Genomic DNA, 22,655 nt, shown 5'->3' with positions numbered 1-22,655 from the left:
ATGTTAAGCAAGCAAGGCGTACAGGGAGTACGCCTTTTTTGTGCCGTTTAATAAAAAGCCGTTTGTGCGTATGGTGGCTATGATTGTAGCTAAAAAGCAGCTATTTAGGTGTTATTGTTAACTTTGTTTGTGACTAAGTGTGTTTTTTGTTTTAAATATGTACTTCAGGTGGTAGTTTGAAGGTGAGAAATTGTTCTCAACTTTATTTAAGGATAGAAAAATGAAAATAACACTTAATAAGAAAAAAATAAAAAATTTGTCTCAACAGGCAGAGTTTAAAGGGCAACAGGCAACACCTTTGGTTGCAGGTGGGCAGGTTGATACATGGGGTAACTGTTCTTTTGGTTGTGATACTGCAATTTATTTAGGCTGTATGACAGGAGATAATTGTTATTCGGGTCGTAATGAAATTTGTATGCCTCCACATTGATCATGAATTAAAAAGCGAATGATAGAAGGCGGTCAACGCCTTTTATCTAATCGAGTTGTCACCATATATCTTCCACTTCAATACACCGCTTTGTGAGGTAGTCACAAACGTCATCTGTAAGAGCCTGGTCAATTCCCTGTAATTTGTTAAGGTGAATTAGTTTATCGAGATCGGCTAATGAATTTACCTCAAAGACATCGTCTTCACCATCCCAATCCCAATATGGGATAAGGTGCTCGTATATCTCGTTTGCGCCGTCATAGGTTAATTCCGTAATTGTTTCTAGAAGTGTTGGCGGGATATATATCCCTTTCATATAGTTAGCTGCTTCAGGGATAATGTCATAAACTCGGGAAAGAGATATTTCTCGATGGTCATATTCTTGGACAAAATCTCTTAATATAAACTTAGGTGTTAACGTTTCTTGGACATACATCAATTCGTTAATAACGAGTAATTTGAGATTGAAATCGTCAAACTGAGATTCACCACCCGTAGGCAATTGATAGGTTGCAGTATTGTTGTTGTGCAACAGTGTATTTAAGGCCTCAGAATTCGTGGTGGGGTTATTTATTACTAATAAAGATCCTATTTGGCGTGCTCCTTTAGACCGTTTAAGTAATTTTGCCATTTTGGTTGTGTCATCTAGGTCAAAAAAGTAATGAATAGCGAGCGATTTTTGTGCGCTTGTCCAATTTGAAATCATCGGAGTCAGATAAGTAATAATATTTTGCTGTAAGTGAGGCGAATAATCATCGACATCAAATAGTTCATTAAATAAATAATGAGCTATCCCTTGGTAGTGTGGCTCATCCAAAGTAAGGATGTACCCATTGATTAAATCGGCCGCCACTTTGGCATGATTTGCCGAGCGCTTAAGTAGAGAAAGTAAAAATATATTTCCAAATAGGGGATATCTATCAACATATTCGATGATTGAGGTTTCTATATTTGCAGGGCAATAATTGAGATTGCGGTAGTATAACTCTATAAATTGAGTCATTAGTGCCGTACCATGATGACAACCTCGAGAATCTTCAAAAACGTTATCTTCATCTAGCAGTGTATCAAACTTCTGTTTTAGCGTATCAAGCTGAGGCAGCATTTGTTCAAACGCGTTAATGAGAGAAGTCGGCAATGTGGCATAATTTGTACGCTTTGTGAGTAAGCACAGCCACTGAGAAGCAATTTGTATATCATCGCGATGCTCAAAGTCGAGACTTAACATACGATTGAGCCACTCAGACATAATAAACGTGGCGCCGCTTTGTGCCTTACTGAATTTGAAGAATAAATCAGCGATCGCAGTGAGCAATCGGTCACGATTTTTCACCTTCGGCGTAAGTGAGGTAGCGAAAGAGAAAAGCTGTATTATGATTGCTTGGCGTTCGGTTTCTGTTGATTGTTGCGAAGACTGGGTAAGTCCATTGATTATTGTGACTGTTTTCTTGCTTTGGTTTTTAATTGCATGATTCAGATCTTTATTTGGGCCATCTATGTATGGATTTAAATAGGGATTGGTGCGAGATAGTGCCGATAATTCCTTTTTATCGTCAAGCATATGTATAAAAACTCCTGTGAACTTGTAAGCAATGTCGTTGAAAAAAGGCGGATAACCGCCTATGGGGTTATCTCATATAGTTAGCATGAAACTCAAGATGATTTTCAATAAAGCTCGAGATAAAGAAATAGCTATGATCGTAACCTTCATGCATGTTTAGCGTGATAGGGTAGCCTACTTTTTCCGCAGCTTGTTCGAATAACCAGGGCTTTAGCTGCTCGTCTAAGAACTGGTCACTTGAACCTTGCTCAATGAGTATCGGACGTTTTGTTGGGCTAACATAGTGCGACAATAGTTCGGTCGCGTCATATTGTTGCCAACGCTGTTTGTCGTCCCCTAAATATCCTGTTAGCGCTTTTTGACCCCAGGGGCAGTTACTTGGGTTAACGATTGGGCTAAACGCTGAGATACTCGTATAGGCATCCGGGTTTCTAAGCCCAATTATTAACGCACCATGTCCACCCATCGAGTGACCACTAATGGCTTTTTGCGGGCTAACCGGGAAGTGCGCTTCGATTAACTGAGGCAGCTCTTCTGTCACGTAGTCATACATTTGATAATGTTGACTATATGGCGCCTGTGTTGCATTGACGTAAAACCCCGCACCTAGACCAAAGTCATAAGCGCCATTTTCGTCATCTGCAACGCCTTCTCCACGCGGGCTTGTATCTGGCGCGACGATAGCGATGCCAAGCTCGTTGGCTTTTTTAAACGCGCCTGCTTTTTGCATGAAGTTTTCATCGCTGCAAGTTAAGCCTGAGAGCCAATATAAAACCGGGACTTGTTGTCCCTCATTGACGATTTTAGGTAAAAAAATGGCGAAGGTCATTTCACACTGCGTCGACTGGCTGGTATGTTTGTAGCGCTTATGCCAACCGCCGGATACTTTGTTGCTGGAAATCAGTTCCATCAAGTGCTCCTTAATTAAGTGAAATAGGACGCAACCTGTGCGTCCTTGAGCGGGTACTAGTAATGGATCACAGAGCGGATACTCTTGCCTTCATGCATTAAATCAAAGGCTTCATTAATATCTTCGAGCTTCATGGTATGAGTGATAAAGTCATTGAGCTTGAATTCACCAGCCATATAGCGTTCAACAATCTCAGGAAGCTCAGAGCGACCTTTTACGCCACCAAAAGCACTACCGCGCCATACGCGACCAGTAACCAATTGGAATGGGCGTGTTGAAATTTCTTGTCCAGCGCCCGCAACACCGATGATCACCGACTCACCCCAGCCTTTGTGACAGCACTCAAGGGCACTTCTCATGACATCTACGTTACCGATACATTCGAACGAGAAATCCACACCGCCATCGGTCATTTCAACGATCACTTCTTGAATAGGTTTGTCGAAGTTTTTCGGGTTGATAAGATCGGTTGCCCCAAGCTTTGTCGCAAGCTCAAACTTATCTTCATTGATGTCGATACCGATGATCCGACTCGCGCCAGCCATTGCCGCGCCAATGATAGCGGACAAGCCGATCCCACCGAGGCCAAAAATAGCGACGGTATCGCCTTTTTGCACTTTAGCGGTATTCATTACTGCGCCCATTCCTGTTGTAACGCCACAGCCAAGCAAGCATATCTCCTCAAGAGGTGCTTCTTTGTTTACCTTAGCCAAGGAAATTTCTGGCAGCACAGTGTACTCAGAGAACGTTGACGTGCCCATGTAGTGATAAATTGGTTGGCCATCTTTATAAAAGCGGGTTGTGCCATCTGGCATCAAGCCTTTACCTTGGGTTTCACGGATCTGCTGACAAAGGTTCGTTTTACCAGACTTACAAAACTTACATTCGCCACACTCTGGTGTGTACAATGGGATCACGTGGTCGCCAACGGCAACGCTGGTAACGCCTTCACCAATTGCTTCAACAATACCTGCACCTTCATGACCTAAGATTGCTGGGAATACGCCCTCAGGATCGTCGCCAGACAAGGTGAACGCATCGGTATGACATACGCCCGTTGCGGTGATTTTAACTAAGACTTCGCCTTTTTGCGGTGGCATAACATCAACTTCTTCAATACTAAGCGGTTGACCTGGGCCCCAAGCGATTGCTGCTTTAGATTTAATAAATTCAGACATGGTTTGTTCCTTTCTTAAAAGTTGATAGCAGTATAACTATATTATGATTTTTGATAATCTATAAAAATTATAAAGACTTTTACGTATATGTAATAATGGATAGATGGATTGGCATTGATGAGTTTGTTGCGGTCGCGAGTAATGGCTCATTTAGCGGGGCTGCAACTCAGTTAAATACTTCGGTTGCGCAAATTAGTCGCCGAGTGAAAATGTTAGAGGAGCGCCTTAACATTCAACTTTTGACGCGCACTACCCGAAAATTAGCGCTGACTCAAGAAGGTGAAGTATTCTTATCTCACGCAAAGCATTTGCAGCATGGATTAGATGACGCCACTGCTGCAATCCGTCAACGTGATAGACAGCCAACAGGCAAACTTAAACTTACCGCACCGGTAATGTACGGCGAATCTTATGTCATGCCTGCCGTGGTTGACTTTATGCGTTTGTATCCCAAAGTTGAGGTAGAAATGCATTTGACGAACAACCAAGTCGACTTGCTCGATAAGGGCTTTGACTTGGCAATTCGACTCGGTAAGTTACAGGATTCATCACTGCGCGCCAAACGGCTAACCACACGTAAAACCATGGTGTGTGGTGCAAATATCTATTTAAATCAATTTGGCCAACCGCATACACTCGCTGAGCTTAGCAATCATAAATGTTTAATTGGCAACAGTAGCGAATGGCGCTTTGTTGAGCACGGTAAAGCGCGACAAATTAAAGTGGCGGGGCCACTGCGTTGCAACAGTGGTTGGGGGCTTTTGGAAGCAGCAAAGCAAGGCTTAGGCTTGGTGCAGTTACCGCATTATTACGTGCAAGAGGCGTTAGAGAGAGGCGAGTTAACAGAGGTACTAATCAACTTTAGGCCTGAAGAAGAGGGTGTCTGGGCGCTGTATCCACCCAGACAATTTGTCGCCACCAGCTTACGATTATTACTGGATCACTTGAGTGCGCACTTTAATCAGGTTTAGCCATAGTATCAATTGCTTGACTGAGCGCTATCTCGCGACTAATGCAAAACGCGCTATCACCCAAACGCTCGTGTATATTTAAGCGCTTTAATTTATCTGTGGTCTCTAAATTCGGTGAATAGATAAAAACACTACAGTCAGCATCGAGTGCATCTGTAATCGCATTTTCAATGGCTAAGCCCACGGTGACATCAATCATAGCTACGTCGCTTAGATCTAATACCATGGCTTTGTATTCACCAATTTTTCGGTGTTGTCTTGCAATGGCTTTAGAGACGCTAAAGATCATTGGCCCGGAAAGATAAAAGAATAATAGTTTACCGTTGGCTTTATCTAACAGCTCGCTTTCTTTTTTCGTAAGAGGCACATCTTCATCGCTATCACTGTCGCTAATTGCTTTAACGTGATTAGCTTGTACTCGGCTTAATCTCTCTATGATCATTACATTAGAGATAAATACGCCAAGGCCTACGGCAACAATCAGGTCAACAAAAACGGTAAGGAGCATTACGCCATACATAATCGCCATTTGACTGACACTAAGCTTATGGGCACGTTGGATAAAGCTCCAATCCAGAATATTAAAACCAACATACACTGCAATACCAGCAAGCACTGCCATTGGAATTGGCTCGGTCAAACTGCCCGCGATAAAGACTACGGCCATTAAAATTAGTGCCCTGAATATGCCTGCAATTGGCGAGCGAGCACCTACTTGAATATTGACCACAGTTCCCATCGTTGCACCAGCACCTGGCAATGCACCAAAAAGGCCAGCTATTATATTGGCAATACCTTGGCCTCTGAGTTCTTTATCAGAATCATGCTCGGTTCGCGTTAAACTGTCGGCTATTACTGCTGTTAGCAACGTATCTATACAACCCAAAGTGCCCAGTACCAGTGCGTCGATAAGCATTTCAACGAATAGCTCTGGTGACAATACTGGAAACACAATACTCGGTAAACTACTTGGAATTTCACCGATACGACGGATACTATCTGTGTCAAAAATAATGATTGAAAGCAGTGTAACGGCGACGAGTGCGACCAACTGAGCGGGGACGTATTGGCGCCACTTACTTGGCATTTTAAATAATATTGCCAGTGTGATCGCCCCAAGGAACAACTCAGAAAAATGTAAGTCCATCAGTAAGTCGGGTATGTGAGATAAGGTGCCAACAACGCCGCCTGCGGGTGCTTGATGTCCAAGTAAAGGAGCAAGCTGTAAAATAATGAGGATAACACCGATACCAGACATGAATCCGGAGATAACACTGTAGGGCATCAAGGTAACGTATTTACCTAACTTAAGCGTACCAAGTAAAACCTGAAATGCACCTGCCATCATGACAACAGTAAAGCCCATCGCAAGACCATTTTCGGGGTACTTGCTCATCATGGCGGTGAGTACTGCTGTCATGATAACAGTCATGGGGCCGGTTGGTTCAGAAATGAGAGAAGTCGAACCACCGAACAGCGCGGCAAATAAGCCAACCAAAATTGCGCCCCACATCCCAGCTTCTGCGCCGGCACCAGAGGCAACACCAAAAGCGAGTGCGAGTGGTAAAGAAATAATTGCAGTGGTTACACCACCGAATAGGTCACCTTTTAAAGAGGCGTTTTTAAATCTCTTAAGTGTGAGCATACTTTTGACTTTAACGATCAAAGAATTGACGGCATTCTACTGATAAATAACACGGAGTGCTACGAAGGACTGGTATTACCATTTGTCTGCTCAGTAAAATTCGGACACAAAAAAGCCAGTCTAAAAAGACTGGCTTTTCAATTACTGCTTAGTCAACCTGAGCAGGAGAGGCCATGTCGGCACTGGCTCTGCCTGTTGGTGACTTAGAACCAACACCTAACCCGCTATTAGTCACGGTCTGGCGTGAATCATGTGGCATTGCAGATGGTGTTTCTAACACGACATCTTCAATCACACTTTTCGCTTTGGTCATTGGCGCTGCAGCTGTTTGGTTGAAGCGTACACGGCTTTGTGCCGAATTGCCATTTACTACCGGTTGAGCAGCTGCTTCAATATTGCCAGCGGCTGGCGTTTCTCCAGACGAAGGTTCAGCAACTACTTCAACTGCTGGTGCTTCGACTACTGACTCCTGAGCTTCTGGCGTTGCATCAGTTTCAGAAGCCTGGGCTTCTTCTGCAACTGTAGTCTCAGCCTTAGCCTCTGCCGTTTCAACTTGCTCAGTATCTACTGTGTCAGCGATTGGCTCAGCGTTAACCTCTTTTGCTGCTTCTGGCTGTGTAGCTTCTACTTCTTCTGCGACTACTTCGTCAGCACTTGCGGATGTTTCGGGCTGTGCAGCTTGTTGCAATGGTGCTTCAGCAGTAGTTGCATCAACTTCCTTTGCAGGCTCCACTTGTTGCGCTGCATTTTCGTCAGCATGCACTTCAGCTGGCTTAGCTGCGACATCTTGCTCTGCATCAGTGTGCGTCTCAGAAACTGTCGCTTCTGCCGCTGGTGCAGTATCTTCAGCTACCGTTTCAGGTGACAATTGAGTCTCAACTGTACTTGCTTCTTGCTGCACTTCCGCTTGAGTTTCACTGTCAGAAGATTTCGCTTTGAGCTCAGCTTCGTATTCTGCAGCGGCTTGATCTGCTACGGGTACAAATGCAGCAGCTTGGCCTTTTTCAGGCGCATCCTGACGACGGCGACGTTGACCAGCTGCTCTCAGATGACGCGGAGAACGTCTAGAGCGTGTACGGCCTTCTTTATTTTCGTCATCAATTTGTGACTCTGAAAGCTCTGCAGAAACACTCTCGGCAACATCATTTCGCTCTTGGCGCTCAACGTGAGTAGTTTCTTGCGGCTTAACTTGTGCGTGTGCTTCAGCCTGATCAGAATGTGAAGCTACTTCTTCATTCGTTACTGACTCTTTTTCTGATTTATCAGCGACAGGCTTTGCTTTTCTCTGTCTTGGCTTATGTTCAGCTTTAGATTCAGAAGCCGTTTTCGCTGGTTGCTCAAGTGGCTTTGCTTCTACTTTCACCTCTTCAACACTAGTTTGCTCTGAAGTGTTAGCGTCCTGTACGTTGGTTTCTTCCACACGTACCTTCTTACGAAGATTACGTCTTTGTCTACGCGGTTTTACTTTCGCTTCTTTAACAGGCGTGTCGTTAGCCTCGACCGCTTCAACATTATCGTTTACAGATCCCTTAGCTGGACGGTTTGTTTTGTCCTGATCTTGGCGTTTTCTGTTATTTGGACGACGGCGTTTGCGGTTATCACTGCGTTGCTCGCTATTATTGTTTTCGTCTTTCGTTTCAACTGCTGTTTCTTTTTGTTGATCGTTACGACGGCGGTTATTATTACGACGGCGATTGTTATTGTTGCGGCGGCGATTATCACGGTTGTTATCGCGTGCTGGCTTCTCCGCAGCAGATTTGTTTTCTTCCTGAACGTCGCTATCACCCGCAAACAAGCTCTTGAACCATTGCCCAATCTTGGCAAACAGGCTGGTGCTGTTTTGCGCCGGTTGTGCTTGTGGTTTATGCGCCTGTGATTTTGCCGTTTGAGCTGGAGTCGCTGCCGGCGCTGGTGCCGGTGCTTCAGGCATGACGACACCTTTTAGCACAGGTTCCTCTTTCACAATCGCTTGAGCTCGAGCAATTTCAACTATTTCAGGCTCTGGTGTAGTGATCTGCTCATAGCTTGCAGCTTCAGTTGTCTCATCTTTACGCAATCTAACCACTTCATAGTGCGGTGTTTCTAGATGTTGGTTAGGAATGATAACAACATGGCACTCGTGGCGCTTTTCGATGCGTTGCACAGAACGACGCTTTTCATTTAATAGATAAGCACCAACAGCGACAGGCACTTGGGCGTTGACCTGAGCGGTATTATCTTTGATCGCTTCTTCTTCGATTAGACGCAAGATAGACAAAGCAATGGATTCGTTTGAGCGAATAGTGCCTTGGCCGTCACAGCGTGGACACGTATGCTGGCTTGCTTCACCTAAAGACGGACGCAAACGTTGACGCGACATTTCTAATAGGCCGAAACGAGAAATTTTACCTATTTGCACGCGAGCACGGTCGGTACGAACAGCTTCTTTCAAGCGGTTTTCTACTTCACGTTGGTGGCGTGGTGGAGTCATATCGATAAAGTCGATAACGATTAGGCCACCTAAATCACGCAAACGTAACTGGCGTGCAATCTCGTCAGCGGCTTCTAGGTTAGTGTTCAGCGCCGTCTCTTCGATATCACCACCTTTCGTCGCTTTTGACGAGTTGATATCGATAGACGTAAGTGCTTCTGTTGGATCAATCACGATAGAGCCACCTGAAGGCAAACGTACTTCACGCTGGAAAGCTGACTCAATCTGGCTCTCAATCTGATAATGGGTAAATAATGGCACGTCATTTTGATAAAGCTTCACACGATTGATGAAGTCTGGACGGAAACGCTCAATATGTGCCTTCGCTTCTTCAAAAACCCGAGGCTTATCAATTAGGATTTCACCGATATCACGACGTAAATAATCGCGAATTGCACGGAAGATCACGTTACTTTCTTGGTGAATTAAGAAAGGTGCTTTCCCGCTATTTGCCGCGTTTTGGATTGCGTCCCAGTGAACGAGCAGCGCCTTAAGGTCATACTCCAGTTCTTCGAAAGACTTGCCTACGCCTGCCGTACGTACGATAAGACCCATACCTTTAGGTACGTTTAAGCGACTCAATGCTTCTTTTAGCTCTATGCGCTCATCACCTTCGATACGGCGTGAAATACCGCCAGCTCTTGGGTTATTAGGCATTAATACCAAGTAGCTACCAGCAACACTAATAAAGGTTGTGAGTGCCGCGCCTTTTTGACCACGTTCTTCTTTATCAACCTGAACGATGACTTCTTGACCTTCTTTGATCACGTCTTTTATATTAGGGCGACCATTGAATGTATAGCCATCAGGGAAATACGTTTTAGCGATTTCTTTTAAAGGAAGGAATCCGTGACGCTCAGCGCCATAATCAACAAATGCGGCTTCTAGGGATGGTTCGATACGGGTAATTTTACCCTTATAGATATTGGCTTTTTTCTGTTCGTGACCTGGGCTTTCTATGTCTAGATCGTATAGACGCTGGCCGTCAACCAGTGCCACGCGCATTTCTTCTTGCTGCGTTGCATTGATCAGCATACGTTTCATATTGTAATTCTCTACTTAATTTATTTACAGCGCCTGATACGTCTTGCCAGCGACAGCGTGCTACACCTTGGATGTTCCTATTAAATGATGCAGTCTCACGACTGGGGGAAAGGGAACATATTCACAGTTTCCGCTTAAAATCAGGGTAAAATCACTGATCCATCGTTCGCTTTTTGCACGTTTATTCGTTTCACAAAGCAGCCATGCACGGGGTAGGTTTGAGCTTGGTTTGCCAAGCTTGGCTATCACCATCTTTCGACTTGATTACTCTGTGGTTATTCACGAGTTGCGGCCTGCTATGCACGGGTATTACTGCAACTGTGGTAAACGTATCAGACAAATTTTAATTTATTGCTTTTTAGTTTATTCATCGTGTCCAGTCATTAAACGAAATATTACGCGCTTCGCACTGACTGTTCGCACGTGTTTATCTTAGATGCATGATAAAAGCTTTGGAAATATTAGCTCTAATCTGTATGATCTGCCATCCAAGATGTGCATCACGATATTGTTTTTGCGATAAAAAGCACCTCGCAAAAATTTGCGGCCTGATTATCCCACTAATAATGTCGAGATAGCAACTAAATTATTACTCAAATCAGTGATTAGGCAATGTCAGAAAAACCCGCATTACAAGTTAGCTTTGTTACCGTGACGGAAGACCAAGAAGGTCAAAGGATCGATAACTTTTTAGTTACGCATTTGAAAGGGGTGCCAAAAAGCGCCGTATATAAAATTCTTCGTAAAGGGGAAGTGCGTGTAAACAAAAAGCGGGTGAAGCCTGTATATAAGCTACAAATCAATGATGAAATCCGTATCCCACCTGTGCGTGTTGCGGAGAAAACCGAGTTTGTGCCTAAAAACCTAGACAAAGTCGCAAATCTAGAAGATGCAATTCTTTATGAAGATAAGTATCTGATAGTTATAAATAAGCCAGCCGGTATGGCGGTACATGGTGGCAGCGGCTTAAGCTATGGCTTAATTGAAGCATTAAGAGCATTACGCCCTCAAGAGCAAAGTTTGGAGCTAGTTCACCGTTTGGACCGCGATACATCGGGTTGTTTGTTGATTTCAAAGCGCCGCGCAGTACTTAAAGGACTTCATGAGCAGCTAAGAGAAAAGACCATGGAGAAGAATTACCTTGCGCTGGTTTCTGGGCAATGGGATGCTAAACATAAAAATGTCACAGAGCCGCTGCGTAAAAATACCTTGAAGTCTGGTGAGCGAGTGGTACGAGTGGATCATGAGCAAGGTAAGCCTTCTCATACTCGTTTTAGAGTTGTCGAGCGTTTTGAGTCAGCAACTTTAGTGCAGGCATCACCGGTTACGGGCAGAACACATCAGATCCGAGTGCATACTCAATGTAAAGGGCATCCAATTGCATGCGATGATAAATATGGCGATCAGGTGTTTGATGCCAAAATGCGTGGAGTAGGATTAAACAGGCTGTTTTTACATGCCAAAGAACTCAGATTTATGCATCCAAAAACAGAAACTACACACCATGTAGAGGCACCATTGGATGGGGCTTTGGAAGCGTGTTTAACTAAATTAAGGAAGTAACATGCGGTATAAGTGTGTAATTTTCGACTGGGATGGCACCGTCATGGACTCTGTGCCCAAAATAGTAAATACCATTCACTTGGCTGCAAAGTCATGCAATATGACGCCAGTAAGTGATAGTGAAGCGAAAAGTATTATTGGTTTATCGTTGCCTGTAGCGATGCGGGTGTTATTTCCTCACCATGAGGATAAAGCAGAATCATTGGCCAGTGCATATAAATATATTTACTCAAATGAAGATGATACGCCATCACCTATATTTGAGGGCGTGGAACCATTACTTGGCAAGCTTCGTGACAGAGGGATAAAAATTGCAGTCGCTACAGGAAAAAGTCGCACGGGTTTGAACCGATTAATGGCTCAAAATGGACTTACCGATTATTTTGTTACGACACGCACGGCTTGCGAAGCCGAGTCTAAACCACATCCAGATATGTTATTACAAATATTGACAGAACTTGGCGTCGATGCAGAAGATACTGTGATGGTAGGCGACTCTATTATTGATATGGACCTGGCAAGCAATGCGGGCGTTGATGCGATCGGCGTCACTTTAGGAGTGGCTTCTAGAGACGAGTTATCGCAAACATCGGCTGCGCATATTTGCGATAACTATCAAGACTTATCTGACCTTTTGTTAGTCTGATTGCTCAGCGAGTACATCAATACCAAACTCGAGTAATGTTTTAGTGAGTTGAATAAGGGGAAGACCAATTAAAGTATTGGGGTCTTCTCCTTCAAGCTTATCAAACAGACAGATCCCTAATCCCTCGCTTTTAAAGCTTCCAGCACAGTTATAAGGTGTTTCCGCATCACAATAGTTACTGATCTGTGTTTGGGTAAGTCGGCGAAAATAAACGTGGAACGGCACCACTTCAGTGACCGTTTTGCCGCTTTCAATGTCGAAAACGGTTAAACCAGTCAAAAAAGTCACGCGATTATTGCTAAATAGACTTAGTTGTTTAATCGCGTTTTCTTTATTATGCGGCTTTCCTAGGACCTCACCGTTGAATAGTGCAACTTGGTCTGAGCCAATTACCACACCTTTTTGATATTTTGCTATTGCTGCTTTGGCTTTTAATTCGCTCAATCTCGCTACAAGTTGCTGTGCTGATTCACCTTCGAGTGCTTGCTCGTCTACGTCCGGTGAAAAAGATGCAAAAGGAAGCATTAATTTTTTCAAAATTGACTGCCTAAATGGTGAACTTGAGGCTAGAATAAGAGGCGTTTTCATGAGATTTTTATCTTTGTGACAACATTGCCAATAGGATAATGCGCAATAACGCGAAAAACAAAGGGAAAGTGTATTTTTACTTTGACTAACACAGTAACTATCTATATGATGCAGCCCCTATGCAAAAGGTGAAAATTCCCATCACTATTGATCCATGCAGAGCAGCGCAACGTCGAGCATCCTATGACGGTGTTGTAATGCTTGAAGAACTTTCTCGATTGCAGCAAGTTGTGCGTGATCAAAATAGTGAAATAGCGGTAGATATTCATTTCAACATCGACGAACAAGGTTTGGTTGTTGTGCAAGGCAAAGTCCGAGCCCATCTAACTGTTGTATGTCAGCGTTGTAATGATGAATTAGGGTTGGATTTGGAACAAGACTTTGCGTATTCGCCAGTCGGATTAGGTGCAGAGTCGGATGATCTTCCCGAGCGTTATGATGTGTTGGAACTGGATGATGAGGGTGAAGTTAATCTAAGACAAATCGTCGAAGATGAGCTATTACTCGCGATTCCGATAGTCCCGACGCATGATGAAGCACTGTGTTCTTATTCTGATAAGCCAAAGAGCTTTGGTGAAATTGAAGCAGAAGATAGCAAACCAAATCCATTTGAAATTTTGAAACAACTTAAGAAAGATTCTTAGGAGAAGGCTAATGGCGGTACAAAAAAGCAAGAAGTCACGCGCACGTCGTGGTATGCGTCGTTCACACGATGCGATCAGTGGACCAGCTCTAACTGTAGATCAGGTTTCTGGCGAGACTCATCGTCGTCACCACGTGACTGCTGACGGTTACTACAAAGGCGTTAAAGTAATTTCTAAGTAAGAGATTACTTTATGCTAACCGATCTAACCATCGCGTTAGATATGATGGGGGGCGATTACGGCCCCCGTTCATCTATCCCCGCAGCTATCGCTGCCGTGCTTAAGCACCCAAATCTAAATCTAATTCTGTGTGGTAATCAGCAAGTTATCGAAAGCGCTTTAACTAAAGCGAGTATGCTAGACCATCCAAGACTCAAAATTAAACACTGTAAAGAGGTCGTCACTAACAGCTGTGAACCTGCCTCAGCACTGAGAAATAAAAAACAGTCTTCAATGCGTGTTGCGCTTGATTTGGTGAAATCTGGTGAAGCGCAGGCTTGTGTTAGCTCAGGAAATACAGGTGCGCTCTTTTTTATGGCCCACTATGTGTTAAAAATGTTGCCTGGTATTAAGCGCCCCGCATTAATTTCAGCCGTTCCAACAGAGAAAAAACAACCCGTTTATTTGCTTGATCTTGGTGCGAATGTGCATTGTGATCCTGAAACCCTCTATCAGTTTGGTATTATGGGCTCAATCGTTGCGGGAGAAGCATTAAATATTCCTTCACCTAAAGTGTGTTTGCTAAATATTGGCTCTGAAGAAATCAAAGGCCATGATGGTATCAAGCAAGCTGCAAAATTAATGAAATCCTCATCTGTTATTAATTATCAAGGCTATTGTGAGGGGAGCGATATGTTCTCTGGCAAAGCCGATGTGATAGTGTGTGAGGGGTTTGTCGGCAACGTCGCCTTGAAAACCTGTGAAGGGATTGCCAAACTCATCATGCATAAGTTTAGCAAAGCGTTAAAAAAGCACTTTTTTTATAAAGCGTTGGCCTTTTTACTTCGACCCGTTATAAAAAAATTGTATAGAAGGGTGAACCCCGACCAGTATAACGGCGCAAGTCTGGTAGGATTGCGCGGTATTGTTGTGAAAAGTCACGGAAATGCCACAACGAAGGCATTTTTAGCCGCGATTGAAGAAGCTGCGCAAGAAGTACAACGTAAGATCCCTGAAAAGATCCAAGCGGTGTTTGCTCAGGTCGACACAGAAAAACAACCGTCAGGTCCGCATCCCTAACACTGCTAAGTGACATGAGGACGTGGCGACAACAGAGAAAATAAGAGCACAATATGTCACAAAAAATCGCATTATTTTTCCCAGGACAGGGCTCACAAAGCGTGGGCATGTTATCTGAATTATTAGCATCTTCTGATATCGTTAAAGCGACTTTCGCTGAAGCGTCAGAAGCATTAGGCTACGATCTAGCCGAACTTGTGCTAAACGGTCCTGAAGAAGAATTAAACCAAACGCACCGTACTCAGCCGGCATTATTAACCGCAAGTGTTGCTATCTTTAGAGCATGGCAAGAGAAAGGTGTTGAAGCTGAATTGACACTAGCAGGCCATAGTTTAGGTGAATACTCTGCATTAGTATGTGCAGAAGTATTAACACTTGCAGATGCGGTTAAGTTAGTTGAAAAACGTGGTTTATACATGCAAGAAGCCGTTCCCGCTGGTACGGGTTCTATGGCAGCAATTATAGGTTTAGATGATGAGGTAATTGCTAAAGTTTGTGCCGAATCTGCACAGGGTGACGTTGTTTCCCCGGTAAACTATAATTCACCTGGTCAAGTAGTCATTGCGGGTCACGTTGAAGCAGTAAATAGAGCTTCTCAAGCGTGTAAAGAAGCAGGAGCTAAGCGTGCATTACCGCTTGCTGTCAGCGTTCCATCTCATTGCGCATTAATGAAACCTGCCGCTGATAAATTAGCCAAAGACCTTGAAGCACTTGTATTTTCAGAGCCAAAGTTTGATGTGATCAACAATGTTGATGTTACTGTTGCTAAAGATGCAGCAGCAATAAAAGATGCGCTTATTCGTCAGCTTTACAGTCCTGTGAGATGGACTGAAACCGTACAAGCGGTTGCGAAAGAAGGTGTTACAACAACTTTTGAGTTCGGCCCTGGTAAAGTGATTTCGGGTCTTGTCAAACGTATCGACCGCTCAGTGTCGTGCGTGTCAGTAAATGATTTAGCTGCCATTGCAGCAGCAGAATAATAATGAGAGTTATATGAGTAATTTATTTTCTTTAGAAGGTAAGGTAGTACTAGTAACAGGTGCTAGCCGTGGCATTGGTAAATCAATTGCTAACGCTTTGGTTGCGCAAGGCGCAAAAGTTGCAGGCACTGCAACGAGTGAGTCTGGTGCAGAGCGTATCTCTGAGTATCTAGGCGAAAATGGTAAAGGTTATGCGCTAAACGTGACAGATGTCGACTCAATCGCAGCAACTTTAGATGCAATCAAAGCAGAATTAGGTGATATCGATGTGTTGGTAAACAACGCTGGTATCACTCGCGATAACTTGCTGATGCGCATGAAAGATCAAGAATGGGATGACATCATCGATACTAATTTATCATCTATTTTCCGCTTATCAAAAGCCGTACTTCGTCCAATGATGAAGAAGAAAAATGGCCGTATCATTAACATTGGCTCGGTAGTGGGCACTATGGGTAATGCGGGTCAAGCTAACTATGCTGCTGCAAAAGCGGGTGTAATTGGTTTTACAAAATCATTGGCGCGTGAGGTTGCATCTCGTGGTATTACGGTAAATACTGTAGCACCGGGCTTCATTCAGACAGATATGACGGATGAGCTAACTGATGAGCAAAAAGCAGCGACTTTGGCGAATGTACCAGCAGGTCGTTTAGGCCAACCAGAAGAAATCGCTGCAGCTGTGGTTTATTTAGCGTCAGATGCGGCAGCTTATGTTTCTGGCGAAACTTTGCACGTAAATGGTGCGATGTACATGGTTTAACCCGCTAAGATCACAAATCAATTGAAATTTTTGTGATCTTGTCGACAACGTACTTGAAATCGTCGCGAAAATAGGCGATAAAAAGATTCAAAGCTTTGTAACAGGTTTGACCAGAAAAAAAAGTACGGGTCAATCCTTGAATCCCAGAATGATGCGTCGTAAACTGCGCCGCAATCTGAAAATTAACGCAGTAGCGTTTAAATAAAGGAAAGAAGAATGAGCGACATCCAAGAACGCGTAAAGAAAATTATTGTTGAACAACTAGGTGTTAAAGAAGAAGAAGTTAAATCAGAAGCGTCTTTCGTTGATGATTTAGGTGCTGATTCTCTAGACACTGTTGAGCTTGTAATGGCGCTAGAAGAAGAGTTCGATACAGAGATCCCTGATGAAGAAGCTGAGAAAATCACTACTGTTCAGGCAGCTATCGACTACGTTACTGCTCACGCTGAGTAACTAGCTTTTCTATTAGGGCAGCACTCGCTGCCCTAACTCTTTCTAGACCCCCCAATTATTATAATAATCCCTTTTTGGAGGACACCGTGGCTAAACGTCGAGTCGTAGTAACTGGCTTAGGTATGTTGACGCCGCTGGGTAATGATGTTGCATCTACCTGGCAGGGCTTATTAGAAGGCCGTAGTGGCATTCGCAATATCACGCATTTTGACACAGAAGGTTTCGGAACTAAGTTTGCTGGTTTAGTTAACGACTTTGATGTCACTGAGTATATTTCCCCTAAAGATGCTAAAAAAATGGATGTTTTCATCCAGTATGGTATCGCTGCAGGTGTACAGGCTATAAAAGACTCAGGTCTTGAAGTTAACGAAGAGAATGCCGCAAGAGTTGGTGTAGCCATTGGCTCTGGTATAGGTGGTTTGACGCTAATTGAAGAAAACCACGTTAAACTATTAAATAGTGGCCCACGCAAGCTTTCTCCGTTTTACGTACCTTCTACCATTATCAATATGATTTCTGGCCACTTGTCTATCATGCATGGCTTAAGAGGTCCAAATATTTCGATTGTTACTGCATGTACAACTGGCCTTCATAATATCGGCCATGCGGCCCGTATGATTGCATATGGCGATGCGGATGCGATGGTAGCTGGCGGTGCTGAAAAAGCGTCAACCCCAATTGGTATGGGCGGTTTTAGTGCAGCTCGTGCGCTTTCTACGCGTAACGATGATCCGCAAGCGGCTTCTCGCCCTTGGGATAAAGACCGTGATGGTTTTGTGCTAGCTGATGGAGCCGGTGTGATCGTACTGGAAGAGTATGAGCATGCGAAAGCTCGTGGTGCGAAGATTTACGCTGAACTGGTTGGCTTTGGTATGAGTGGCGATGCATATCATATGACGTCGCCACCAGAAGATGGTGCTGGCGCTGCACAAGCCATGGTTAATGCATTGAATGACGCAGGGATCAATGCAGAGCAGGTTGGCTATATCAATGCACACGGTACTTCCACTCCGGCGGGTGACGTTGCAGAGACGCATGCTGTAAAGTCGGTATTTGGTTCTGCGGCAAAAGATGTAATGGTGAGCTCGTCTAAATCAATGATGGGCCACTTACTTGGTGCTGCGGGCTCAGTTGAATCAATTATTTCGATTCTTGCACTGCAAGACCAAAAAGTAACGCCGACCATTAACTTAGATAACCCAGATGAAGGTTGTGATTTAGACTACGTGCCTCATACTGCCCGTGATGCCAAGCTAGAGTACACTTTGTGTAATTCTTTTGGCTTCGGTGGAACAAACGGTTCATTGCTATTTAAAAAGGTGTAGATCAGCCTTAGTAATCTAATAGCAAAGTAGGTTATGATAAAAAAGCTCGGCAATGCCGAGCTTTTTTATGTTGTGAATACCCTTAAAAGGAAAGCGATGTGGATAATCAGCAGCTTTTTTCTAACACTGACAGAGGATTGGCCTATGGAGACGGTTTTTTTACCACTGCGTTAGTCCGTGATGGAAATATTGACTTGTGGCCACTTCACAAGGCGCGATTGACATTGTGTCAGCAGCGCTTGGACTTTCCCGAGTTACGATTAGATAAAATTGAGTCTTTAGCTCAAGAGCAAGTTAAAGATAAAGCGGAAGCGGTGCTAAAGATCCTTATCACTCGAGGGTGCGGGGGCCGCGGTTACCAAGCTCCTGAGACGCCTCAGCCAAGTGTGAGTATTCAGGTCTTACCTTTTCCTTCACACTATAAAACATGGCAGCAAAATGGGATTGAGGTCGCATTAAGCCGAGTTAAACTGGGTATTCAGCCATTACTAGCTGGATTAAAGACACTGAATCGGTTAGAACAAGTACTTATTAAACAAGATGCACAGACATTGGTTTGCGACGATGTTATTGTGATGGATATCAATGATATGGTGATTGAAGCGTCAGCGGCAAATATCATCATGATTAAAGAAAACAAGCTGTATACACCAGATCTTAGTGGCTCAGGCATTAAAGGCGTATTCTTAACCGCACTTGAAAGTAGGCATGATATTAGGGTCAAAAAAATTGCTTTTGACGAGTTAAAAGCAGCTGATGGCGTATTTATTTGTAATAGTTTAATGCAGTTGGTACCTGTAGTAAGAATTGAGAATAAACATTTCGATATCGCCTACTTACATGAATTGAAAAGGCGATTTTTAGGGAAGTAATATAAATGAAAAAACTGTTTATCATAGTCGCATTTTTGATAGCAGCAGCGTCCTGGTGGTTATCTCAGCAAATAAATAAGGTTAAATTTGAACCACTTAATATCTCTGAGTCATTAGTTGAGATAAAGGCTGGGCAAACATTTAATCAGCTCTGTCAGCTATGGCAGCGTAGCGGGGCATTATCTAACTGCTTTCCTTATCAACTTTATAGTAAGTTAGAGCCTAAGTTATTCGCGTTACAAGCGGGCTTTTACGATCTTAAAGGGCTAACTGTGCTGGATGCCATCAGCAAAATTAGTCGTGGAGAGCAACACAACTTTAGCTTTACAATCATTGAAGGGATGCCCATTTGGGAAGTCAAAAACAAGCTCCTTAGTGCCCCTTACTTAACGCAAGACATTGATAAGCTGGCAGCACAACTGAATATAGCGCAAAGTTCAGCTGAAGGGTGGTTGTACCCCGACACCTACCATTACCATGGAAATGACTCAGCGCTGCGCTTACTTAAACGCGCCCATACCAAAATGCAGAGTGTGCTTGAGCAGGAGTGGCAAAACAGGATGCCAGATCTTCCTTTAAACACGCCTTATGAAGCCTTGATCTTGGCTTCGATTATTGAGAAAGAAACGGGCGTAGTCGCAGAAAGAGATAAAGTAGCCTCCGTTTTTATCAATCGCTTACGTAAGGGCATGCGTTTACAGACAGATCCAACCATTATTTATGGTATTGGTGAGCACTTTGATGGTGACATTAAACGTGAAGATATCCGTAAAAAGACGCCATATAATACCTATCGGATTGATGGCTTACCACCGACCCCCATTGCAATGCCGTCTCGTGCTGCTATCCATGCGGCACTTAATCCCGCAACAACCGATTATTTTTATTTTGTTGCGTCAGGAGATGGTGGGCACCACTTTTCGAAAACATTGTCTGAGCACAATAAAGCGGTGAAGAAATTTATTTTGAAACAGTGACTTTGAAAGATAGCTGGCGTTGAAGAGAGGGCTAGCTCTCTCGTTACTCTCTATTACAACATAAAATATTCTTTAATACCCGCCAATACGCTAGATACCGCAACGGAAGCTAAAATAAGTCCCATTACTCGGCTGACGATACTTGCGCCACTATCACCAATCCATTGGTGAATTTTTGTCGCAACCAGTAAAAATAGCAACACGATAGCCAATACGCTGAGCATAATAAGCGATGTTTGGAGTTGTTCAAATACATTGTTTTCGCTGTTTTTAGTAAGCAAAACGGCAGCCAACATTGCCCCTGGGCTTGCGATCGAAGGCATTGCTAAAGGGAAAATAGCGGTGTCTGATGCTTTACTGTCTAACTTAATCTCTTCACTTGGCTTACCCTCGCCAAAAATCATTGTCATGGCAAAGATGAAAAGTACGATGCCGCCAGCAATCGCAAATGCAGGTAAAGGAATACCAATGGCATTTAAAATAATTTCGCCAGCAATAATAAAAAACAGTAACACAATGGCAGCAACCAGTGTTGCCTTAACCGCTATTTTTCGTTTTGTAGCAATATCAAAGCCAGTAGTGGTTGCGATAAATACCGGAATGGTGCCAATGGGGTCGATGACCGCAAAGAAAAAAATGAACGTTGAGATATATTGTTCCATAGTTTCCTATTATGAAATAAAGGTTGTTCACAAATTATACCAGTTGTATTAAGTAAATGATCTATCTTGAAGCGGGGAAATAGCTTTAGTAGCAAGGCAAAATTTTGCTATTTAGTTGTTCTAAATGAGAATTTTTAACGAAGCTAATATGCTATTTCACCCTTCAAATTGATTAGAGAATTAATTCAATTGGTATTACTTATGGTAGGCCATTTGTTATAGGCCAACATCAGATAATATCACTGCTTTCATGACCTGACTCTGAATGCTTGCTCAACTATTTTTTGCATTCATGGTAAGTACCCAAGCCACCGCATCGTTGTAGTTCTCGAAGTTCTTAATCGCTAAGCCGTGCTTGTCAGCAAATGCTTCAATTAATCCACTTTTGGTGTCTGAGGGAGAAATAACTCGGGCTAGGGTGATCCCATCAACAAATTGATTGAGCTTTTGTAAAACGCTTAGTACGCTTGGGTAGTCGTAAGTGATATGTAATTGAGATACGTCGATAACCAGACCCTTTAGCTGATTCGACTTAAGTGCAAGTCCTAAGTTTTTATACATCTCGATGATATTGGCTTCCACGCATTCCCCGTATGCGGCTGCGTGGATAAGTTTCTCTTTACTATCAACTGTTGCTCTATAAGAGAATTTCGCCATGCTCTATTGCACCCTTTATGCTTATAAATAAAAGGATAGTTCAATTAGCTGGCGATACCAATTTCAAAAAGCGCACTGAGCTAAAGCGGCTCATTATTTGTCCGAATCCGAGGCCTGTTATGTCGTTATGTAAGCTCTTCAGCTACCTCTGCAATTTTTTGTCTCAACCAAATATGACTTGCATCACGGTGTAATAACGGGCTCCAAATCATATCTAACTCAAACGGTGGAATTGGGAAAGGTGGCTCTAGCACGGCTAAAGTCGGATCATCACGATAGATATTCGCGGCTTTCGATGGCAATGTTGCAATTAAGTTCTGCTCTTTTGCTAAGTGAATTGCAACGTGATAATTACGCGTAAAAGTCGCGATGTTTCGGTGTTTTCCAAAGTGTGCAAGCGCCTCGTCAACCCAGCCAAGCTTCTGTACATCTGCGGGATCCATTCCGACCCCAACACCAAATCCTGTTTTGCTTACCCAAATATGGCGAGACTTTAAATAGGCATCAAGCGTAAAGTTGGTAATAACTGGGTTGTCGGATTTTACGAGGCAGCAAAAACTATCCTTCCAAATTCGTTTGTGGTGGAACGATTGCGGTAAGTTTTCGAAGCGGTTAATTGCCATGTCTACCTTGCCATTTTCCACATCATGGAATGTAACATCACTCGGCGTGAGAATATCAAGGGTCGTATCTGGGGCTTCTTCATGGAGTTTATTCAGGAGTTTCGGTGCAAGTGTACTCGCGGCATAGTCACTGGCCATAATTCGAAATACTCGATTACTACTCGCTGCCTCAAACTCTCTGTTAGGGGCTAAGGTTTCCTCTAAAGTCATAAGTATGCCACGGATCACAGGCTGCAGCTCAAGTGCGCGCTCTGTCGGCACCATGCCTTCGCTGGTACGTACTAAAATAGGGTCATTAAAGAGGTTTCTGAGGCGCTTAAGACCATTACTCATTGCTGGCTGGGTAATACTTAATTGATTTGCGGCACGTGTTACGTTGCATTCTCGAAGCAAGGTATCGAGGTAAACCAGCAGGTTAAGGTCAATTTTACTAATGTTCACTCAGTTTTCCTTTATA

General features: G+C 43.5%; 22 protein-coding genes. 13 read left to right on the top strand and 9 right to left on the bottom strand.

From position 1 onward, the window contains the following. Nucleotides 1-220 precede the first annotated feature (220 nt). Nucleotides 221-430 (top strand): hypothetical protein, encoded by a 210-nt coding sequence (locus CWC29_RS08685; RefSeq protein WP_128726346.1) that lies wholly within the window; start codon nt 221-223, stop codon nt 428-430. A 58-nt stretch (nt 431-488) separates the two neighbouring features. Here CWC29_RS08685 and CWC29_RS08680 read toward each other — a convergent pair whose 3' ends face one another. The 3 genes from CWC29_RS08680 to CWC29_RS08670 form a co-directional block, all read right to left on the bottom strand. Beyond that, a complete protein-coding gene (locus CWC29_RS08680) occupies nt 489-1,991 on the bottom strand; it encodes a DUF6892 domain-containing protein (protein ID WP_138521549.1) in 1,503 nt (500 codons plus the stop codon). 67 nt (nt 1,992-2,058) lie between these two features. Continuing rightward, entirely contained in the window at nt 2,059-2,901 is an 843-nt protein-coding gene (gene fghA / locus CWC29_RS08675) for an S-formylglutathione hydrolase (protein ID WP_128726348.1), read from the bottom strand. Nucleotides 2,902-2,957: 56 nt separating this feature from the next. Further along, the gene (locus tag CWC29_RS08670; protein ID WP_128726349.1) at nt 2,958-4,079 is read right to left on the bottom strand and encodes an S-(hydroxymethyl)glutathione dehydrogenase/class III alcohol dehydrogenase; all 1,122 of its coding nucleotides are present in this window, start codon (nt 4,077-4,079) and stop codon (nt 2,958-2,960) included. Nucleotides 4,080-4,174: 95 nt separating this feature from the next. Between CWC29_RS08670 and CWC29_RS08665 the strand changes: the two genes are divergently transcribed. Then, on the top strand, nt 4,175-5,050 hold the full coding sequence (locus tag CWC29_RS08665) for a LysR substrate-binding domain-containing protein (RefSeq protein WP_138521551.1): 876 nt from the start codon (nt 4,175-4,177) through the stop codon (nt 5,048-5,050). Here CWC29_RS08665 and CWC29_RS08660 read toward each other — a convergent pair. Together CWC29_RS08660 and rne are read right to left on the bottom strand one after the other, a co-directional pair. Next, the gene (locus CWC29_RS08660) at nt 5,037-6,695 is read right to left on the bottom strand and encodes a SulP family inorganic anion transporter (RefSeq protein ID WP_128726351.1); all 1,659 of its coding nucleotides are present in this window, start codon (nt 6,693-6,695) and stop codon (nt 5,037-5,039) included. The genes CWC29_RS08665 and CWC29_RS08660 overlap by 14 nt on opposite strands. Before the next feature lie 148 nt (nt 6,696-6,843). Beyond that, the gene (rne, locus tag CWC29_RS08655; RefSeq protein ID WP_138521553.1) at nt 6,844-10,209 is read right to left on the bottom strand and encodes a ribonuclease E; all 3,366 of its coding nucleotides are present in this window, start codon (nt 10,207-10,209) and stop codon (nt 6,844-6,846) included. A 612-nt stretch (nt 10,210-10,821) separates the two neighbouring features. On the opposite strand from rne, the gene rluC reads away from it, so the two are divergent. After that, entirely contained in the window at nt 10,822-11,772 is a 951-nt protein-coding gene (gene rluC, locus CWC29_RS08650) for a 23S rRNA pseudouridine(955/2504/2580) synthase RluC (protein WP_128726353.1), read from the top strand. Between the two features lies 1 nt (nt 11,773). Continuing rightward, complete coding sequence (locus CWC29_RS08645) at nt 11,774-12,418, top strand: HAD family hydrolase (RefSeq protein ID WP_128726354.1); 645 nt, start codon at nt 11,774-11,776, stop codon at nt 12,416-12,418. Here CWC29_RS08645 and CWC29_RS08640 read toward each other — a convergent pair. Continuing rightward, on the bottom strand, nt 12,410-13,006 hold the full coding sequence (locus tag CWC29_RS08640) for a Maf family protein (protein WP_128726355.1): 597 nt from the start codon (nt 13,004-13,006) through the stop codon (nt 12,410-12,412). The two genes, CWC29_RS08645 and CWC29_RS08640, sit on opposite strands and share 9 nt — an antisense overlap. 119 nt (nt 13,007-13,125) lie before the next feature. Between CWC29_RS08640 and yceD the strand changes: the two genes are divergently transcribed. The 9 genes from yceD to mltG all read left to right on the top strand — a co-directional run bounded on the left by yceD (nt 13,126) and on the right by mltG (nt 20,256). Beyond that, the gene (yceD, locus tag CWC29_RS08635; protein ID WP_128726356.1) at nt 13,126-13,650 is read left to right on the top strand and encodes a 23S rRNA accumulation protein YceD; all 525 of its coding nucleotides are present in this window, start codon (nt 13,126-13,128) and stop codon (nt 13,648-13,650) included. 10 nt (nt 13,651-13,660) lie between these two features. After that, a complete protein-coding gene (rpmF, locus tag CWC29_RS08630; protein WP_010374010.1) occupies nt 13,661-13,831 on the top strand; it encodes a 50S ribosomal protein L32 in 171 nt (56 codons plus the stop codon). 11 nt (nt 13,832-13,842) lie between these two features. Then, nucleotides 13,843-14,889, top strand: coding sequence for a phosphate acyltransferase PlsX (gene plsX / locus CWC29_RS08625; RefSeq protein WP_128726357.1), 1,047 nt, complete (start codon nt 13,843-13,845; stop codon nt 14,887-14,889). A gap of 53 nt (nt 14,890-14,942) precedes the next feature. Then, nucleotides 14,943-15,869: an ACP S-malonyltransferase gene (fabD, locus tag CWC29_RS08620; RefSeq protein ID WP_128726358.1), complete on the top strand. Its 927-nt coding sequence runs from the start codon at nt 14,943-14,945 to the stop codon at nt 15,867-15,869. 13 nt (nt 15,870-15,882) lie between these two features. After that, nucleotides 15,883-16,629, top strand: coding sequence for a 3-oxoacyl-ACP reductase FabG (gene fabG / locus CWC29_RS08615; RefSeq protein ID WP_128726359.1), 747 nt, complete (start codon nt 15,883-15,885; stop codon nt 16,627-16,629). Nucleotides 16,630-16,845: 216 nt separating this feature from the next. Continuing rightward, nucleotides 16,846-17,082 (top strand): acyl carrier protein, encoded by a 237-nt coding sequence (acpP, locus tag CWC29_RS08610; protein ID WP_010374019.1) that lies wholly within the window; start codon nt 16,846-16,848, stop codon nt 17,080-17,082. 86 nt (nt 17,083-17,168) lie between these two features. Next, on the top strand, nt 17,169-18,407 hold the full coding sequence (fabF, locus tag CWC29_RS08605; protein ID WP_128726360.1) for a beta-ketoacyl-ACP synthase II: 1,239 nt from the start codon (nt 17,169-17,171) through the stop codon (nt 18,405-18,407). A 98-nt stretch (nt 18,408-18,505) separates the two neighbouring features. Beyond that, nucleotides 18,506-19,279, top strand: coding sequence for an aminodeoxychorismate lyase (gene pabC / locus CWC29_RS08600; protein WP_162847784.1), 774 nt, complete (start codon nt 18,506-18,508; stop codon nt 19,277-19,279). Nucleotides 19,280-19,284: 5 nt separating this feature from the next. Beyond that, a complete protein-coding gene (mltG, locus tag CWC29_RS08595) occupies nt 19,285-20,256 on the top strand; it encodes an endolytic transglycosylase MltG (protein WP_128726361.1) in 972 nt (323 codons plus the stop codon). A gap of 53 nt (nt 20,257-20,309) precedes the next feature. On the opposite strand, the gene CWC29_RS08590 is transcribed toward mltG, so the two are convergent. The 3 genes from CWC29_RS08590 to CWC29_RS08580 form a co-directional block, all read right to left on the bottom strand. After that, nucleotides 20,310-20,918, bottom strand: coding sequence for a MarC family protein (locus CWC29_RS08590; RefSeq protein WP_128726362.1), 609 nt, complete (start codon nt 20,916-20,918; stop codon nt 20,310-20,312). A 273-nt stretch (nt 20,919-21,191) separates the two neighbouring features. After that, entirely contained in the window at nt 21,192-21,575 is a 384-nt protein-coding gene (locus tag CWC29_RS08585) for a hypothetical protein (RefSeq protein ID WP_128726363.1), read from the bottom strand. A gap of 125 nt (nt 21,576-21,700) precedes the next feature. After that, nucleotides 21,701-22,639, bottom strand: coding sequence for a LysR family transcriptional regulator (locus CWC29_RS08580; protein WP_128726364.1), 939 nt, complete (start codon nt 22,637-22,639; stop codon nt 21,701-21,703). Nucleotides 22,640-22,655 lie beyond the last annotated feature (16 nt).

This window comes from Pseudoalteromonas galatheae, from assembly GCF_005886105.2.
Lineage (GTDB): Bacteria > Pseudomonadota > Gammaproteobacteria > Enterobacterales > Alteromonadaceae > Pseudoalteromonas > Pseudoalteromonas galatheae.
Note: the sequence above shows the minus strand (reverse complement) of the source record. Positions and strands in the feature narration are given on the sequence as shown.

Bases quoted from the DNA above. Each gene is read 5' to 3' on its own strand.
- CWC29_RS08685 (WP_128726346.1), top strand. From the start codon at position 221: ATGAAAATAACACTTAATAAGAAAAAAATAAAAAATTTGTCTCAACAG.
- CWC29_RS08680 (WP_138521549.1), bottom strand. From the start codon at position 1,991: ATGCTTGACGATAAAAAGGAATTATCGGCACTATCTCGCACCAATCCC.
- fghA (WP_128726348.1), bottom strand. From the start codon at position 2,901: ATGGAACTGATTTCCAGCAACAAAGTATCCGGCGGTTGGCATAAGCGC.
- CWC29_RS08670 (WP_128726349.1), bottom strand. From the start codon at position 4,079: ATGTCTGAATTTATTAAATCTAAAGCAGCAATCGCTTGGGGCCCAGGT.
- CWC29_RS08665 (WP_138521551.1), top strand. From the start codon at position 4,175: ATGGATAGATGGATTGGCATTGATGAGTTTGTTGCGGTCGCGAGTAAT.
- CWC29_RS08660 (WP_128726351.1), bottom strand. From the start codon at position 6,695: ATGCTCACACTTAAGAGATTTAAAAACGCCTCTTTAAAAGGTGACCTA.
- rne (WP_138521553.1), bottom strand. From the start codon at position 10,209: ATGAAACGTATGCTGATCAATGCAACGCAGCAAGAAGAAATGCGCGTG.
- rluC (WP_128726353.1), top strand. From the start codon at position 10,822: ATGTCAGAAAAACCCGCATTACAAGTTAGCTTTGTTACCGTGACGGAA.
- CWC29_RS08645 (WP_128726354.1), top strand. From the start codon at position 11,774: ATGCGGTATAAGTGTGTAATTTTCGACTGGGATGGCACCGTCATGGAC.
- CWC29_RS08640 (WP_128726355.1), bottom strand. From the start codon at position 13,006: ATGAAAACGCCTCTTATTCTAGCCTCAAGTTCACCATTTAGGCAGTCA.
- yceD (WP_128726356.1), top strand. From the start codon at position 13,126: ATGCAAAAGGTGAAAATTCCCATCACTATTGATCCATGCAGAGCAGCG.
- rpmF (WP_010374010.1), top strand. From the start codon at position 13,661: ATGGCGGTACAAAAAAGCAAGAAGTCACGCGCACGTCGTGGTATGCGT.
- plsX (WP_128726357.1), top strand. From the start codon at position 13,843: ATGCTAACCGATCTAACCATCGCGTTAGATATGATGGGGGGCGATTAC.
- fabD (WP_128726358.1), top strand. From the start codon at position 14,943: ATGTCACAAAAAATCGCATTATTTTTCCCAGGACAGGGCTCACAAAGC.
- fabG (WP_128726359.1), top strand. From the start codon at position 15,883: ATGAGTAATTTATTTTCTTTAGAAGGTAAGGTAGTACTAGTAACAGGT.
- acpP (WP_010374019.1), top strand. From the start codon at position 16,846: ATGAGCGACATCCAAGAACGCGTAAAGAAAATTATTGTTGAACAACTA.
- mltG (WP_128726361.1), top strand. From the start codon at position 19,285: ATGAAAAAACTGTTTATCATAGTCGCATTTTTGATAGCAGCAGCGTCC.
- CWC29_RS08590 (WP_128726362.1), bottom strand. From the start codon at position 20,918: ATGGAACAATATATCTCAACGTTCATTTTTTTCTTTGCGGTCATCGAC.
- CWC29_RS08585 (WP_128726363.1), bottom strand. From the start codon at position 21,575: ATGGCGAAATTCTCTTATAGAGCAACAGTTGATAGTAAAGAGAAACTT.